The organism is Aquisalimonas sp. 2447 (assembly GCF_012044895.1).
Classification (GTDB): domain Bacteria; phylum Pseudomonadota; class Gammaproteobacteria; order Nitrococcales; family Aquisalimonadaceae; genus Aquisalimonas.
Genome location: NZ_CP050695.1, coordinates 954,890 through 970,225, shown reverse-complemented (window position 1 = coordinate 970,225; position 15,336 = coordinate 954,890). Strand labels below are relative to the sequence as shown.

The 15,336-nt window shown below is 65.4% G+C and carries 15 protein-coding genes and 1 pseudogene; 5 read left to right on the top strand and 11 right to left on the bottom strand.

The genetic code is table 11. From position 1 onward, the window contains the following. Positions 1-21: 21 nt before the first annotated feature. Positions 22-1,119 (top strand): hypothetical protein, encoded by a 1,098-nt coding sequence (locus tag KU884_RS04450; protein ID WP_167781485.1) that lies wholly within the window; start codon positions 22-24, stop codon positions 1,117-1,119. An 11-nt stretch (positions 1,120-1,130) separates the two neighbouring features. Then, entirely contained in the window at positions 1,131-1,811 is a 681-nt protein-coding gene (locus KU884_RS04445) for a hypothetical protein (RefSeq protein WP_167781484.1), read from the top strand. A 163-nt stretch (positions 1,812-1,974) separates the two neighbouring features. Here the strand turns inward: KU884_RS04445 and KU884_RS04440 are convergent, their stop codons facing one another. The 8 genes from KU884_RS04440 to KU884_RS04405 all read right to left on the bottom strand — a co-directional run bounded on the left by KU884_RS04440 (position 1,975) and on the right by KU884_RS04405 (position 11,161). Next, positions 1,975-3,429, bottom strand: a complete 1,455-nt coding sequence (locus KU884_RS04440; protein ID WP_167781483.1) for a GntP family permease — start codon at positions 3,427-3,429, stop codon at positions 1,975-1,977. Beyond that, positions 3,429-4,505 (bottom strand): patatin-like phospholipase family protein, encoded by a 1,077-nt coding sequence (locus KU884_RS04435; protein ID WP_254432171.1) that lies wholly within the window; start codon positions 4,503-4,505, stop codon positions 3,429-3,431. The genes KU884_RS04440 and KU884_RS04435 overlap by 1 nt, the downstream gene beginning before the upstream one ends. Before the next feature lie 111 nt (positions 4,506-4,616). Beyond that, positions 4,617-4,916, bottom strand: a complete 300-nt coding sequence (locus KU884_RS04430; protein ID WP_167781481.1) for a DUF2149 domain-containing protein — start codon at positions 4,914-4,916, stop codon at positions 4,617-4,619. After that, positions 4,913-5,392, bottom strand: coding sequence for a MotA/TolQ/ExbB proton channel family protein (locus KU884_RS04425; protein ID WP_167781480.1), 480 nt, complete (start codon positions 5,390-5,392; stop codon positions 4,913-4,915). The genes KU884_RS04430 and KU884_RS04425 overlap by 4 nt, the downstream gene beginning before the upstream one ends. Before the next feature lie 3 nt (positions 5,393-5,395). Then, on the bottom strand, positions 5,396-8,611 hold the full coding sequence (locus KU884_RS04420; protein WP_254432170.1) for a cobaltochelatase subunit CobN: 3,216 nt from the start codon (positions 8,609-8,611) through the stop codon (positions 5,396-5,398). Positions 8,612-8,858: 247 nt separating this feature from the next. Then, positions 8,859-9,290 carry an RNA polymerase-binding protein DksA gene (dksA, locus tag KU884_RS04415; protein WP_167781479.1) on the bottom strand — a complete coding sequence of 144 codons (432 nt, stop codon included), beginning with the start codon at positions 9,288-9,290 and terminating at the stop codon, positions 8,859-8,861. Further along, positions 9,287-10,528: a zinc metallochaperone GTPase ZigA gene (gene zigA, locus KU884_RS04410; protein WP_167781478.1), complete on the bottom strand. Its 1,242-nt coding sequence runs from the start codon at positions 10,526-10,528 to the stop codon at positions 9,287-9,289. Before zigA ends, dksA begins: the two co-directional genes overlap by 4 nt. A gap of 48 nt (positions 10,529-10,576) precedes the next feature. Continuing rightward, complete coding sequence (locus KU884_RS04405) at positions 10,577-11,161, bottom strand: DUF1826 domain-containing protein (RefSeq protein ID WP_167781477.1); 585 nt, start codon at positions 11,159-11,161, stop codon at positions 10,577-10,579. A gap of 347 nt (positions 11,162-11,508) precedes the next feature. On the opposite strand from KU884_RS04405, the gene KU884_RS04400 reads away from it, so the two are divergent. The 3 genes and pseudogenes from KU884_RS04400 to KU884_RS19240 all read left to right on the top strand — a co-directional run. Further along, positions 11,509-11,946, top strand: a complete 438-nt coding sequence (locus KU884_RS04400) for a DUF411 domain-containing protein (RefSeq protein ID WP_167781476.1) — start codon at positions 11,509-11,511, stop codon at positions 11,944-11,946. A gap of 144 nt (positions 11,947-12,090) precedes the next feature. After that, complete coding sequence (locus tag KU884_RS04395) at positions 12,091-12,969, top strand: haloalkane dehalogenase (protein WP_167781475.1); 879 nt, start codon at positions 12,091-12,093, stop codon at positions 12,967-12,969. 74 nt (positions 12,970-13,043) lie between these two features. Beyond that, positions 13,044-13,295, top strand: a pseudogene (locus tag KU884_RS19240) (hypothetical protein); the annotation flags it as partial. A 99-nt stretch (positions 13,296-13,394) separates the two neighbouring features. Here the strand turns inward: KU884_RS19240 and KU884_RS18880 are convergent. The 3 genes from KU884_RS18880 to KU884_RS04380 form a co-directional block, all read right to left on the bottom strand. After that, positions 13,395-13,916, bottom strand: a complete 522-nt coding sequence (locus KU884_RS18880) for a hypothetical protein (RefSeq protein WP_254432169.1) — start codon at positions 13,914-13,916, stop codon at positions 13,395-13,397. Between the two features lie 101 nt (positions 13,917-14,017). Next, complete coding sequence (locus KU884_RS04385) at positions 14,018-14,473, bottom strand: PAS domain-containing protein (RefSeq protein ID WP_167781474.1); 456 nt, start codon at positions 14,471-14,473, stop codon at positions 14,018-14,020. 21 nt (positions 14,474-14,494) lie between these two features. Beyond that, positions 14,495-14,977, bottom strand: a complete 483-nt coding sequence (locus KU884_RS04380; protein WP_167781473.1) for an SRPBCC family protein — start codon at positions 14,975-14,977, stop codon at positions 14,495-14,497. Positions 14,978-15,336 lie beyond the last annotated feature (359 nt).

Below are 15,336 nucleotides of genomic sequence, written 5' to 3'. Positions count from 1 at the left end.
CGATAATACCCTGAAAGAGAGATGACGGACGGCTGGCAGCTCGCCCACGACCTGGGCGAGCGGCTCACCGAGGCCACTTGGGAGGATATCAAGCACCGCCTCACACAGCTCGGTCTCACCGTCCAGGGCGGTATCGACCGGGCCCTGGCGCTGTTGCGCCGGGGGCGCGAGACGCTGGAGGCGCTGCTCGCCGACAGCGCCACCCGGGAGCTGCTGTGGGACTTCCTCATCGGCTGGAAGGAGTCCATCTCCGAGTTCGACCGGCGCACCTGGCTGCTGCGTGGCGGCGCCACGGTGGCGGTGGTCATCGGCGCCGAGGTGATCATCGGCCTGGGCCTGGCGCTCACCGGCGCCGGCATCGCGGTGGTCGCCGCCCGCGCCTCCCGGCGCATCGGCCAGTTCACCCGCCGCGCCATCGAGGTCATGGCGGAGATCGTCCAGCTCCTGCGCCGCACGGGCGGCCGCCGCCGGCCGGACGACCGCCGCCGCGATGATCCCGAGATCGGCCGCGACGGCCGCTCCGTACCACCCGCGCAACCTGGGCCGACCCCGCACCCGGGACTACACAATAGCGACATGCGCCCGGACGTCGAGGATGACTCGTTCCGGACCCAGCGTGAGCTCGATATGGAGAATCTGTCGACCAGAAACCAGCAAATGGCGGAACAATTGGACGATCAAGGATGGTCTCACCGCAAGGTCAGAGAGGTCCTCGAATCCGGAACCAACGCCCGAACGGAGCCCTTGCAGCCGGGTGATCGGGCGTACGGTTTCAACTCCCACGGTCGCGATCGGGATCTGGGCAACTCCGCCTACCTCCTCGACGAGGCGGGTTTCCGGGACGTCCAGGAGCGATTCCATCGCGATGGCCACTGGGACCGGGAGGGCGTCAAGAACCACCTGGCGCTCCCTTGTTTCAACCGCGCCGATCAGATCGACATCCTGGAGGTCACCCAGCCCACGGAGGCGATCAAAGCAGATATCGACCCGGCCACTGAACTGCTCCAGTACCATGACCCCACCAGTGGCTACACCACGAACCTCATGCGCAAAACCATGCCCGGTGGTGGCACCCAGGTGACCATCGACCAAGGTGCCCTCAAAGTACTCAAACCCTGACGGAAGTCACCATGCCCAACACCGAAGAACAACGCCTGGACATCATCGAGAACTGCGACATTCTCCTCGGCACGGTGCTCAAGCCATTCGAGAATGTGGACAGCACCGCCGAAGGGCGGATGGTGGCCCAACTTCACTGGCTCAAGGAGCGTGCGGAGAACCACGACTTGCCGCTTCCGGTTGAGAAAGGGTGGCTTGGGACACTGCTGCGTGTGGATGTCGAAGGCTGGATCAACTGGACGGCGAGCTCCCGGGATCGGGTGCATGACGAGATCGAAGTGCCCATGTCCAGATTGGTCTATCTCACCCGCGAGGGCCGACTTCTGCTCAAGCCCGCATACTACCCCTACGCGATCCGCTGTGCAGACACGCTCATCCGGCTTTTGAACGAGGCTCCAAGGCCTCTGGACCAGCATGAGCGGGCGGCGATCGACGAGGCGCGCAAACTGCGGGACGGGCTCAGGGACAGCAAGATTGAGCCGCCAATGCGAGACTATTTCTCGGAGTGTCCAGGCCTCAGAAAAATGTTCCGGTTTTCCAAGAGCTCCATTGACGATCTCCTCAACGGTTTCTGGCTGATCAAGACTTTCACCAATCTGTACCGAAACGGCATCCGCCCAGACACCTGGCTGACCCCGGAGGATGCCGAGCGTGAGGTGGCGGCCGTTGAGCGCACCCTGAACGCCGCCTGACCCGAGTGGGCCAGGCGATGCCCGGAAAGAGAACCGGCAGGAGGCCCGATACCTTCGAACAACGCCTGGACATCATCGAGCACTGCGACATTGCCCTGAATATTGCGCTGCATACGGTGCCCAAGCCGTTCGAGAAGATCGACCGTGCGCCACGGCGCCGTCTTCAGAACGTTCCCACCAGGGTTCCTGTGGCGATCAGGAAGACCAGGGAGATGATGGGCACGATCACTCCCACCACGGCGATGTCCAGGTAGGCCTGCCGGTGCGTCAGGCCGCAGATGGACAGCAGCGTGATCACCGCGCCGTTGTGTGGCAGCGCGTCCAGCCCGCCGGTGGCGACGGCGGTGACCCGGTGCAGGAGCTCCGGCGATATGCCCGCGGCCTGACCCATGGCCAGGTAGGTGTCACCGAGCGTTGCCAGGGCGATGCTCATGCCGCCGGAGGCCGAACCGGTCATGCCCGCCAGCAGGTTCACGGCGATGGCCAGTGAGATCAGCGGATTGTCGCCGCCGGCGGCGGTTACCCATTCACTGATCATGTCGAAGGCGGTCAGCGAGGCAATCACGGAACCGAAGCCCACCAGGCTGGCGGTGTTGAAAATGGGCAGCAGGGAGGCGTTGGCACCGCTGTCGAGACTGCGCGTCAGTGTACTCAGGCGACGCCAGTTCACGGCCACCAGCACGGCACTGGCGACCACCAGGGCCGAGATCACGGACCAGAGCCCGCGCACTGATTCAATGGTGGTCGCGCCGTACACGGGCTCCGCCAGGTAATCGGTATCCATGGCCGGGATGATGATGGCCGTGAACAGCAGGTTCAGCACAATCACCAGGACAATGGGCAGCACGGCCAGGGGCAATGGCGGCAGATTCGGCGGCGATGCTTCACGGGGGAGCTCATTGACGTCGAAGCCCTCGCCAGCGGCGTGCTCACGCATGGCTGGGTCCAACACCGGGCCCGTCTCGCCGGCATGCTCGCCATACCCCTCACCGGCGTGCCGGGCCTGGCGTGCGCGGTAGTTGAGCCACGCCTGTCCCAGCACCAGCATAAGCAGCCCGGTCAGGATGCCCAGTCCGGGCGCGGCGAAGGGCGAGGTGCCGAAATACGGCATGGGGATGGCATTCTGGATTGCGGGTGTTCCCGGAAGTGCCGTCATGGTGAAGGTGAATGCGCCGAGGGCAATGGTCCCGGGAATCAGGCGCTTGGGCAGATCGGCCTGGCGGAACAGCGCGGCGGCGATGGGATAGACGGCGAACGCCACCACGAACAGGGAGACGCCGCCATAGGTCATGACGGCACAGGCAAGCACCACCGCGAGAATGGCCCGTCCGTCGCCCAGGCGCGCCACCAGCGCCCGCGCCAGAGACTCGGCGCTGCCGGAGTCCTCCATGAGCTTGCCGAAGATCGCCCCCAGCAGGAACAACGGGAAGAAGCGCACGATGAAATCGCCCGCCGCCCCCATGAACACCTGGGTGTAGCTGGCAAGCAGCGGGGCCTCCACGGACACCAGCGCCACCAGCGCAGCCAGCGCCGGTGCCAGGATCAACAGGCTGAGCCCCCGATAGGCGAGCACGATGAGCAGCGCCAGGGCAACGACGATGACCAGGACACCGATCATCAGGCGGAGCCTGCGGAGCCGCCGTCCGGGCTGTGCCGCACCGGCTGGAAGGAGTCCTTGAACACCTCGTCCAGGTCGAACGTGGCCCGCTTGCCAATGTCATCGAAATGCCGATCCAGCCAGTCATCGGCCCAGGCACGGCCCTTGTGGAACAGGCGCTCGAGGAACGGCCACTCGGCGTTGAGCTTGCTCGACGCGCCCAGGGACTCCACCTCCCGCTCGGCATGGATCAGGTGGAGCCGCATGGCCCGGTAACTCTCGAGATCCAGCCCTTCCGCCTCGATGAGTTGCTGCAGCAGGTGGATGGAGCGCAGTTCCTTGATCAGGCTGGAATTGAAGGTGATCTCGTTGATCCGGTTGAGAATGTCGCGCCCGCCCAGCGGCAGGGTCTCGCGCACCAGTGGGTTGATCTGCACCACCACCAGGTCACGGCAGCCCTGATCCTCCACCAGCGGGTACAGCGCGGGATTCCCGGTATAGCCGCCATCCCAGTACGGCTCACCGTCGATGGTCACCGCTTCGTACATGAACGGCAGGCACGCCGAGGCCATTACCGTGTCGACGCTCAGCCCGGGCTGGCGGAAGATGTGCGGGCGCCCCGTGCGCACGTTGGTGGCGGTGACGTAGACCTTGGTCTTGCTGCAGTTGTTAACCCGCTCGAAGTCCACCTGGCGGGTGACCAGATCGCGGAGCGGGTTGATGCCCAGCGGATTCAGCACGGACGGCGGCACCATCTGCGTCATCTGCTCGAACAGCAGATAGCCGGGCGAACGGTCCAGCCCGTAGTTCCCCGTGAGCCAGTCCAGGGGCGTGCGCTTGAAAGGCGAGAATGCCGCCGCCCGGCTGACGGCGCGCCAGAATATCCCCAGCGCCTCGCGGGCACCGTCCCGACCGCCGCGCTCCAGGCCGTCCGCAAGCACGACCGCGTTCATCGCCCCCGCGCTGGTACCGCTGACGCCGTCGATCTCCAGGCGTTCCTCTTCCAGAAGCCGGTCCAGGACACCCCAGGTCAGCGCCCCGTGAGAGCCGCCGCCCTGCAATGCCAGATCAATGAGCTTGCGTCTGCGCTTCGCCAAGGCATCACCTCCTGCGCGAATGATGCGCCGCACCATACCATGCAATCCCTCGCCGAAGAAGCCGCGCCTCCAGAAGAAATTGAACGCTGACAGGCTCCGGGGCGGCAGCCGTCAATCGTCGCCGTCGGGTACAAACACCATGGTGCCATCGTCGAGCTGGTAGGTGGTCCCGGCGCGTACGCCCTGCCCTTCGCCGATCTCGCCGCTGGTTTCGTAGCGCTCAAGGGTCTCCATGGTTTCGGGCACGATCTCGCCGTCCTCCGCCACCTCGTCGGTCTCGCTCAGTTCACTGGCCGTGCTCTGGGCCACCATGATGAACAGTACGACAATGATCACCAGGAACACGTCGATGACGTTGACCACGGACAGAATCGGATCGTCCGCGTCGTCGGCATCCAGAAACCGGCTCATGCAGTGGCCCCCTGTTGCTCGAGTCGCTTGAGGGCGGCGAGGAGCCAGCGGCGGCGCACGGTCAGCACCCAGAACGTGATGGAGGCGGTGATGAGCGCCAGAATGACGGCGGCAAAGGCGACCACGAGCTGCTCGCCCACGGTGGCCAGGTCACCGTCACCCAGCGCCAGCAGCGCCGGGCCCAGAGGGATCATGGTGGCGACCAGGCCGAGCATGGGCGCCGTGCGCGAGACCACCCGCAGGGGCTCCAGCTGGCGCAGGATGACCAGCTCCAGTTCCTCACTGTCGGCCTTGCCCGCCCGGGCCTGATAGTGCTGCAACGGGCACGGCGCCGTGGCCCGGCGCCGCTGCCATGCCTCCAGCGCGAAGGCGCCCAGGGCGTAGAAGGCGTAGGCGAACGACGCCATGATGATCACCAGCACCGGGACGAGAAAGAGCCGCCCCAGTTCGTACATGCCCATTTCCAGTGCGGTCATGGTTCAGTTCCCCTCCTGTTGCATGGTGAGAGCCCATTGGCGGCGCCCGCGTACGGCCTGATGGAGCATTCCCGCCAGAAAGAGCAGGATCAGGGCACCGATGTAGGCCAGGATCTGCCAGCGGGGTGCGCCGGCGTCGGCCGCCGGCTCCGGCTCGGCGACCGGCTCCATCACCTCGCCGGCGACGGTCACCGGCTCGGCCATGCCGCCGGTGTCCGCCGGTGCGGCGGCGTTCGTGCCGAAACCCGCTGCGGTGTCGGCAACGAAGGCCTCGCGCTCATCGCTGGTGCCGGTTTCGCCGTGGTCGTTGGTCCAGGCCTGGTGCTGCTCCACCAGGGCCTCCAGAACGGCGTCGTCCGGGGACCAGTGACCGGTGCGCACGGCATCCAGCATGCGTTCGGTGATGCGGGTGCGCGCCTCCGGGTTGTGCTGCTGGAACCACTCGTCCAGCCCCAGGTCGTAGGCGTCTTCCACGTAGATGTCGAAGAAGCGCTCCCACTGGTCGTCGCGCACTATCTCCGGCGCGGTGGCCTGCCAGCCCCAGAGGTTCTCCACGGTGTCCTGCAGCATGGTAGTGCCGGAGTACCCTTCGTCCACCATGTTCTGCAGCCAGCGCGGGTGGTGGTAGCGGGAGCGTATCTCCCGGGAGAGGAAGCGGTCGGCCCGCTCCATGCGCGCATTGGCGGTATCGCGCAGGGTGCTGATGTAGAGATCCGGCCGTTCACCGCCGGCCGTCTGCGCACCCAGCGACAAACCGCCCAGGTACTGGAACGGGTCGTCGGAGGACAGCAGGCCAAAGACGTTGGAGCTGCGGGCGAACACGGCGGCGTCCACGGTGGCCAGCTGCTGCGCGAACAGGTTGATGTCCGGAACAGTCTCGCCCCAGTACTCCGGATCGGGACCATAGGCGTGCTGGAGGCGGTCCAGGAAGACCTCGCCCATGTAGTCCTCGTTCAGGGCATCGCCGTCGGCCCAGGCGTCCACGTCCGCCACGGCGCCGTCGAGTCCGGTACCGTACTGGCCGATGTCCGAGGAGAAGGCGCGGGTGCGGCTCAACCGCGCCACGGCGTCCGCGTCCAGGTCGGTGGTTTCCAGTTGCCGGGCCAGGTGGCGCGTCATGGCACGCACCGGGTTGTCGGGTTCGTTCAGATCCGCCACCTCGGCAGCCGCCCCGGCCAGCAGCTCCAGGGTGCCGGCAAAGGCGTCGCGGTAGAGCCCGCTGGGCTGCAGCACCACGTCCACCCGCGGTCGATCGAGTTCATCCCGGGGGATGACCTCGTAGCCCTCCAGGCGCCCGCGGTCGTTCCACACCGGCTCCACCCCCAGTGCCGTCATCACCTGCCCTTCCATGACACCGTGGTGGCGCATGACCTCCATGGCCCAGAGCGTAAACGCCAGCCGCTCCGGTGGCTCGCCATGGTCGTCCCGGTGATCCCGGATCAGGCCCTCCATGAGCTCGGCGCCGGTCTCGTAGGCGGCGCGGGTGGGCACACGGGAGGGATCGAAACCGTACAGGTTGCGCCCGGTGGGCAGGGAATCCGGGTTGCGCATGGGGTCGCCCCCCACGGAAGGCTCCACGAAGCCGCCGTCCAGCGCATGGATGAACGCATCGGTTTCGTTCCAGGCGTTGCGCAGGGCATCCAGATGGCCGCGTCCCTGTTCCAGATGAGCCGCGATGGCGGTTTCCACGTCGGCTTCGGGGGGGTCGCCGAGCAGATGGTCTTCCAGGAGGCGATAGGGTTCGGATTCCACGACGGCGGTCTCGAAATCGCCCACGAACAGCTCGTGCCGGTCGGTCGCGGTGGCCTCGTAGTACGCATCACCCAGCATCTGCATGACCGTGGCCAGCAGGTGTTCGTCGTCCGCCGGACGCCCGAAGGTGTGCAGGCCGATGGGCTCGCTCTCCTGCGCCAGATCGTGGATGTAGTGGTGGACGGCGTGGGCGTAGTCGTGGAAGGCGCTGTCCAGGTCCTCGTCACTGAAGCCCAGATCGGCGTGGATATCCAGCGCCCGGCTGGTCTCGATGATCTGGTCTTCGACACGCTCGCGGGTCCGGCCGTCCTCCAGTTCCTCCCAGTCGTGGATCAGGTCGTGGAGATCGACCAGCTCGTGGTAGAGCGCCGCGGGGGCGAAGGGCGGAGTCTGGTGAGAGACCATCGTCGCCCGCGTGCGCCGCTTGGCGATGGTGGCCTCGGCAAGGTTGTCCACGATGTACGGGTAGATGTGAGGGAGCTCGCCGACCACGGCCTGGGGGTCGTCATCGGCGGCCAGGCCGCGGGTCTTGCCGACGCCGAACTCTGCCGAGCCGTGCGTCCCGAAGTGTACCAGGGCATCGGCCCGATGCTGCTGGTGGAGCCAGGCGTAGCTGGCCAGGTAATCATGGCTGAAGGGCAGATCAGTGTCGTGGTACTCCCCTTCCCGCTCCGGGTCGTCCGGCATGGCGCGAGGCGGTTGCGGCAGCAACGCCACGTGCCCGAGCCGCAGGCGCGGGATCACGAAATGGGGCTCGCCCTCATGCTCGACCACGGTACGTGCTCCCTCCGGGTCACCCCACTCCTCGCTGACCCGCTCGCGCAGGGCGTCACTCCGGCTGTCGAACCACTCGCGGTACGCGCTCACCGGGTAGCGCACGGCCAGGTCATCCTCGATCAGGGCGTCCAGCTCCGCATCCCGGTAATACGCGCCCACCAGCCGCTTGCCGGCGTCGGTCATGGCGTCGGCATCGACGAGGTCGACGCTGTAGCCGGCGTCGGCCAGGTCCTGCACGGTCGCCGCCAGGCTCTCGGGGACATTCAGGTTGGATGCGGAGAAGTTCGTTTCGCCTGACGGGTAGTTGTAGATATAGATGCCGAACCGCTTGTCGGCGTTGGGCGTGCGCCGCAGTTCCACGGCGTTGAATGCCCGCTGTACCAGCATGTCCAGTTCCGGGCGGACGGCAACCACCTGGTCATCGCCCTGGCGTTCCGCGGCGACCACCGTGGGGTCCGTGATGCCCGCCATCTCCGCCATGGCGAAGTAGAACGGCGTACTGCCCCGGGGAAAGCCGACATCATCGGCCCGCCAGGCCGACTCCGGGCCGTCGCGGTAGATCATGCCCTGGAGCACCGGCACGTCGAGGGCCAGGAAATCCGCGCGCCGCCCTTCCGGGTTGAGGGTGACACGGTAGAACAGCAGTGCATCGATCGCCGACTCCCCGTCGGGCGCCACCACATCCGTCATGGCCGGGCCGCCGCTCACCGGCACGAACGGCCTGGAGTCCGGACGCGAAGACGAGCAGAAGCGAGCCGGCCATCGTGGTCGGCAGAGCGCCTCTAAGGTATCTCATGACTGCCCTCCTGAAAGGTCATGCTATATAATAAAAGGACGTTATATCATTTTATTTCGTGTGGCAGATGCCGGGAGATCGGGATGGCGGGATGAATCACTGCGGAACGCAACGCCCGACAAACGGGTGATTGCCACAGAGTTACTTGCTGTAGTGCCGCTCCCTGGCTTCCTTGTACTCCTGCCCCTCGACACTCAGCGTCGCCGTGGGGCGCGCGAGCAGACGCCGGAGGCCGATGGGTTCGCCCGTCTGCTCGCACCAGCCGTAGGTGCCCTGATCGATGCGATTGAGAGCCTGGTCAATCTTGGGTAGGAGCTTGCGCTCCCGGTCGCGCAGCCGCAGTAACAGCGTGAACTCTTCCTCGGAGCTGGCACGGTCCGCCTCATCCGGGAACACGGGCCGCTCCCTGAGTTCAGTGATGCTGGCCTCGGCGGCTTCCAGGAGTTCCCGGCGCTGGGCCAGGAGGAGCTCCCGGAAGAATTCCAGCTGCTCGCGATTCATGTACTCGTGCTCGGGCATGCTCAGCAGTTCGGCCTGGCTGATGCCTCCCGATCGACCGGATGGCACGCTCATGCCGGGGCTTCCTCCTCCTCGCCGGCGAATGCCCATCGCGGGAACGGGTCCGGCAGGGACCGCCAGCCACTCGGGCCCAGCGCAAGTTCCTCATCCGTTAGCAGGCAAGCGTCCAGCCGGCCGCGGAGCATGGCCTCGTCCATGTTCATGCCGATCAGCACCAGTTCCTGCTGCCGGTCGCCGTAGGGCTCCTGCCAACGTCCGCGAATGGTCGCCAGCAGTTCCGGGTCCACGGGCCAGTCGGCAGGGTCGATGTCAGCCCACCAGATGCCGGCCAGGCCGTGCCGGGCAACCGCGCCCGCCTGCGACCAGTTGCCCACCATGTCCGGCCGGGATGCGAGCCAGAACAGCCCCTTGGAGCGAATCACGCCCGGCCATTCGCACTGGATCCAGTCCCAGAACCGCTGCGGGTGAAACGGGCGCCGGGCCCGATAGACGAAGTGGCCAATGCCGTACTCTTCGGTTTCCGGCACCACCTCCTCGTGCAGGCTTGCGAGCCAACCGGGCGCGTTCATGGCCGCATCGAAGTCGAACAGGCCGGTATTGAGGATCTGCTCCAGCGGGACCTGCCCGAATTCGCTACGGATGATCCGCGCGCGTGTGTTCAGGCTGCTCAGGATGGCTTCCAGACGCTCCAGTTCCTCCGGGGCGACCAGATCCGTCTTGTTCAGCACCAGGACGTCCGCGAATTCCACCTGGTCCACCAGCAGGTCGACGACGGTGCGCTCGTCCTCCGCGCCGGCGGACTCGCCGCGCGCGGTCAACTGGTCCTGCGAGCTGTAGTCGGCCAGAAAGTTGCGCGCGTCCACCGCCGTGACCAGGGTATCGAGGCGCGCCTGGTCGCCCAGACTCACCCCGTTTTCGTCGCGGAAGGTGAAGGTCTCCGCCACCGGCATGGGCTCCGAGATCCCCGTGGACTCGATGAGCAGGTAATCGAACCGCCCTTCGCCGGCCAGGCGCCTGACTTCCTGCAGCAGGTCGTCACGCAGCGTGCAGCAGATGCAGCCGTTGCTCATCTCCACCAGCTGCTCGTCCGCACGCGACAGCGACGCCGTGCTGTTCCGCACCTCGTTGGCGTCGATGTTGACTTCGGACATGTCGTTGACGATGACCGCAACCCGCTGCCCTGCGCGGTTATGCAACACGTGGTTCAACAGCGTGGTCTTGCCGGCACCGAGGAAACCGGACAGTACGGTGACGGGAAGGCGTCCCGTCACCGGAGATCCATACACGGACATGGAAGACGCTCCTTGTGATGAATGAGCAAGCGTTACGGCGATGGCAGTTCAGGCGTCGACACAGAACAGGATGCGGGTCCGGTCCGGGTTCTCCACCGGCGGGGAACGGTGGACGAGACCATTGCCTTCGTTGCCGGGGAAGCGGCCCCCTTTCATGATGCCGACCCACAGCGGCTCCATGCACTGCGCCGGCCCGAAGCGCATCAACTCCTCGTTCGGGCGCCCGTTGGCCAGGGCGTGACGGTCGACCTGGTCATTGGTCAACCATTCGGTCGCCGGGCCACGATAGGTACACAGCAGCCGAAGATCATTGTGATCGACGTGGAACCGCGGGCACATGGTGGCGCGCATGGCTTCGATGCGGATCTGCACGGACGACTTGCCCAGGAGCCTGGCGAAGACGGCTGCAAGACCGGCCATGTCCATGATCCAGTGCTTGAGGGCCTGCGGATCAAGGTCAGCGCCGTCGAGCGCCCGGGCCAGTGCCACATCGGCACTCGTGACGGCGGTATTCAGGCGGAGGGCCTCACACCAGTCCGGACCAATGCCGGCCACCTCCCGACCGAGTTCGGGCATGGGCCCGCGACGCCAGATCGCCATGTTCACGCCCTGGGCAGTGGCGTTGTCCAGCACGTCGCATCCGGCCCCCTCGACCGATGTTCCGCCACCCGGACGGACAGCCGCACTACCCGAAGTTGTCACCGTTTCCATTGGCGGGAGCGCCCTTTAGTTACCGAGTCCAGTGCATGACGTTATAACATATCACTCAATATTCCGGAAAGAGGTGCGCGCGCAACAACGGTTTCTCTCCGGGCTTGACCCGGATCAATTGTGATCGTGCCGATCCCGGTTATGGTGCCACCAGCTGGATCGACGCAGGCGCGTCGGCGTTGCGCTCCTGATGCCCGCTGTTACGCGGCGGCGCCGCGCCTGGCCCGCAGGTCCGCCTGACGACACGAATGCAACACGAGGAACCAGCGATGAATCAGTACACTCTGCGACGCCTGCTCATGGCCGCGGCCCTGGCCGTGCCCGGCACGGCCCTGGCCACGGCCGCCACCGTGCACAAGACGCCCACCTGCGGCTGCTGCGATTTCTACGTGGAGTACCTGGAGGCCCAGGGCTTCGATGTGGACGTTGTCGATCATGACAGCATGGTGCCGCTTTTCCGGGAGGCCGGGATCGACCGCACCATGGCAAGCTGCCATACCACGGAAGTGGGCCCCTACACGGTGATCGGTCACATGCCCGTGGAGGTCATCGAGCAACTGCTCGAGGAGCGGCCGATGATCCGCGGCATTACCCTGCCCGGCATGCCCACCGGCTCACCCGGCATGCCCGGCGAGAAGCAGGAACCCTTCACCGTCTACCGCATCACCGCCGATGCCGAGGATCCCGAGGTATACGGGCGCTTCTGACGCGCATCGCGGGACAGCGACGGGCGGTGGTGACAAACACCTCCGTCCTCGGCAGCGTGCGTCCTTCGGTGCAATACTCGGGGCACGGAACCCTGACTCAAGCCCAAGGACGTTGTTCGAGATGTCGCTACCGAGAGGCGCCCTATGCTGTCCACGGACGTGCCCGCAAAGAACACGCTGAACGTGAACGGCCACAGCATGGCGTACGTCGACCGGGGGCGAGGCGACACGGTCGTCTTTCTCCACGGGAATCCGACGTCGTCCTACCTGTGGCGCAACATCATCCCCTACATGGAGGGCCACGCCCGCTGCATTGCACCCGATCTCATCGGCATGGGTGATTCCGCCAAGCTGGCCGAGTCGGGCCCCGGCCGTTACCGCTTCGTGGAGCACCGGGAGTACCTCGATGCCCTGCTTGAGCAGCTGGATCTCGGTGATCGCGTCACGCTCGTACTCCACGACTGGGGCTCGGCCCTGGGCTTCGACTGGGCGTGCCGGCACCAGGACCGGATCAAGGGCATTGCCTACATGGAGGCCATCGTGCGCCCCCTGCAGTGGGAGGAATGGCCCGACGCCATCAAACCGGTGTTCCAGGGACTTCGCTCGGACGCCGGGGAACAGATGATCCTGGAAAAGAACGTCTTCGTGGAGCGCATCCTGCCGGGCTCGATCCTGCGGGAGCTGGAGCCGGCGGAGATGGCAGAGTACCGACGCCCGTTTTCCGACACCGGCGAAGCGCGACGACCAACGCTCACATGGCCGCGGGAGATCCCGCTGGACGCTGAACCCGCCGACGTCCACGACATTGTTGCCGAGTACGCCGCGTGGATGGGCGGCAATGCCATACCGAAGCTGTTCATCAACGCCGACCCCGGCGCCATTCTGATCGGCCCCGCTCGGGAGACCTGCCGGAGCTGGCACAATCAGGCGGAAGTCACCGTGCCCGGCAGCCACTTCATCCAGGAGGACGCACCACAGGCCATCGGCGAGGCGCTGGCCGACTGGTACCGCCTTCTTCCGTGAACACGCCCCTGAACGATGTGCTCACCCCCTGCCTGCTTCTGGACCTGGACGCCTACGAGCGCAACGTGGGACGCATGGCGCACTACGCGAAAAGCCAGGGGCTGCGCCACCGCGCACACGCCAAGACACACAAGTCGCCGGACATCGCCCTGCACCAGATCGCCAACGGCGCCGTGGGCGTCTGCTGCCAGAAGGTCAGCGAGGCCGAAGCCATGGTCGACGGCGGGGTGCGCGACGTGATGGTCTCCAACCAGGTGATCAACCCGCACATGATCGACCGCCTGACCGCCCTCGCCCGCCAGGCGCGGGTGCTGGTATGCGTAGACGACCTGGACAATATCGCTCAGATCAACGCCGCTGCCCTGCGACACGCCGTCTCCATCAAGGCCCTGGCCCTATTGTCATTCGTACCTGCTGCTGCGCACCTACCACTCCGGGTTCGGGGAGAACGCGACATCCGGGAGATTGTTCCGGCACCAGTCGAGGTGGGCCCCGCAAATCGGCCCTTCCCCGTGCATCAAGGGCAGGGGGCGCCATTTCACTACCCGCGTGTGCAGCCGCTCCCGGAAGGTCTTCCATTCCAGTTCGATATGGGCCCAGTCGCCAAGCCGGTCACGCTCCAGGAAGGTCAGCAGGTCGGGCGTGTACTGCGGCACCATGTCCCGCAAGCAGAAACGGTGCAGGGCGATGGAGATCTCGCCGGCGACTTCGGAGACACACACGCCGGCCCGGTCGATGTCGACCAGCATGATGATCGCCGAGCCATCGTCGCCGAAGCGGCGGATGTGCACGAAACATGCGCCCTGGTGCGGCGTACCGCCGACACCGCTGTAATCGAAGATGAACTGGCGCTCGCCGGCCGGTGGGACATACCCGGGATGATTGGTCACCGGATACTTGGCAGCCAGCTCCGCCAGGGTGTGAACATGCCATCCCTCGTGCAGCATAGGGTCTCAATTCCCGTTCGGTGCGATCGTGTCTGCGAACGGACGTCACCATGCCGGTGTGCCCTGCGTCAGCGAACTTCTCCCGTGCTGACCTCATCCGGCTAATCGACGCCCTTCTGCCCGAGAAGGCTCCGCAGGCGCTTGTTCTCCGCTTCCGCTTCCACCTGGGCGGTGATGTCGTACTGCACCCCCAAGTAGTACACCAATACATCACGCGGATCCCGCAACGGTGTCAATGACAGGCGGTTGTGGAACCTGCTGCCATCCTTGCGGTAATTCCGGAGGGTTACCGTGATCGGCTCTCCCGCAGCAATCGCACGCCGCAGCTGCTCGATCTCGGGCTGCGCCGAGTCGTCGCCCTGCAGAAACCGGCAGTTGCGCCCGATGGTTTCGTTCTGGCTGTAACCGGTCAGCTGCTCGAAAACGGCATTGGCGTACACGATGGGCATATCCGGTTCGTCGGGATCGGCCAACGTGATACCCGTGGCACAGTGATCCAGCAGCTCGGTGAGCACTGTCGGGATCACGCCCGGATCCTTCTCGACAACAAAGGTCATTAGCTCCGTCCTCAAACGTGCTCAGGGTGCTGCCGATGCGTCGGCTTGCTCGACCAGCCCCTTGAGATTATAGACCGTTCGTTCTGCTCCCTCCTGAACGGAGGTCTGGATCAGTTTACGGAACGGGCGCATGCGCAGCTCCAGCCGCGGGAATTCGAAGCGAAATCGTAGCCGGGCGTTCTCGCTGCTCGCCCCGATATGGTCGAGCGCGTATGTGCACATGAACTCGGCCGACACCCCGGAGAAGACGATCCAGTTGGGTCGTTGAATATCGACGACCCGAAACGTCGAGGTGGTCTTGTGTCCGTGATCCACGCGGGTTTGACGCGCGAACCAGTCGCAGTCCAGCGCACCGGCACTGAGGACCTTCAATTCGATCACTTCCGGTGACCAGCGCGGGTAATTGGTCTCGAACTCATCGGCAATGAAGCGGAAAACCGATTCCACCGGCCGATGGATGGTGGTCGCTGCCTCACCAACGACCGGTTGATTGCCGAGCACCATTCATGCACCTCTGATTCCCGGGATGAGAAAGACTGGCTGTTGGTTCCCTGTTCCGCCACGGAGACTGCCATCACTTGCTCAAAGATCCTACGATATTAGTACAATTTTTGTATGAACACACTCAGGTGGGAGTTGCCATTGCCGCCGCGCTGATCGGACCTCGTCACCCATGGTCTCAACGCCTCCACGAACAGGTGGCAGACTTGAACCATCAACGGCACCACGGTAATCATACCAAGGTGCCTCCGAGTGATTACCTCCCCCGGCGCGAGGCTGTCCAGCACCTCGTCGGAGGTATCACCCTCAAGCACCCGGATGCACGTACCGAGGAGATCACGTTGCCCGTCCGTGGAACGTGT

Coding starts and splice junctions, on each gene's coding strand:
- KU884_RS04450 (WP_167781485.1), top strand. CDS start 22: ATGACGGACGGCTGGCAGCTCGCCCACGACCTGGGCGAGCGGCTCACC.
- KU884_RS04445 (WP_167781484.1), top strand. CDS start 1,131: ATGCCCAACACCGAAGAACAACGCCTGGACATCATCGAGAACTGCGAC.
- KU884_RS04440 (WP_167781483.1), bottom strand. CDS start 3,429: ATGATCGGTGTCCTGGTCATCGTCGTTGCCCTGGCGCTGCTCATCGTG.
- KU884_RS04430 (WP_167781481.1), bottom strand. CDS start 4,916: ATGAGCCGGTTTCTGGATGCCGACGACGCGGACGATCCGATTCTGTCC.
- KU884_RS04425 (WP_167781480.1), bottom strand. CDS start 5,392: ATGACCGCACTGGAAATGGGCATGTACGAACTGGGGCGGCTCTTTCTC.
- KU884_RS04420 (WP_254432170.1), bottom strand. CDS start 8,611: ATGACGGATGTGGTGGCGCCCGACGGGGAGTCGGCGATCGATGCACTG.
- dksA (WP_167781479.1), bottom strand. CDS start 9,290: ATGAGCGTGCCATCCGGTCGATCGGGAGGCATCAGCCAGGCCGAACTG.
- zigA (WP_167781478.1), bottom strand. CDS start 10,528: ATGTCCGTGTATGGATCTCCGGTGACGGGACGCCTTCCCGTCACCGTA.
- KU884_RS04400 (WP_167781476.1), top strand. CDS start 11,509: ATGAATCAGTACACTCTGCGACGCCTGCTCATGGCCGCGGCCCTGGCC.
- KU884_RS04395 (WP_167781475.1), top strand. CDS start 12,091: ATGCTGTCCACGGACGTGCCCGCAAAGAACACGCTGAACGTGAACGGC.
- KU884_RS18880 (WP_254432169.1), bottom strand. CDS start 13,916: ATGCTGCACGAGGGATGGCATGTTCACACCCTGGCGGAGCTGGCTGCC.
- KU884_RS04385 (WP_167781474.1), bottom strand. CDS start 14,473: ATGACCTTTGTTGTCGAGAAGGATCCGGGCGTGATCCCGACAGTGCTC.
- KU884_RS04380 (WP_167781473.1), bottom strand. CDS start 14,977: ATGGTGCTCGGCAATCAACCGGTCGTTGGTGAGGCAGCGACCACCATC.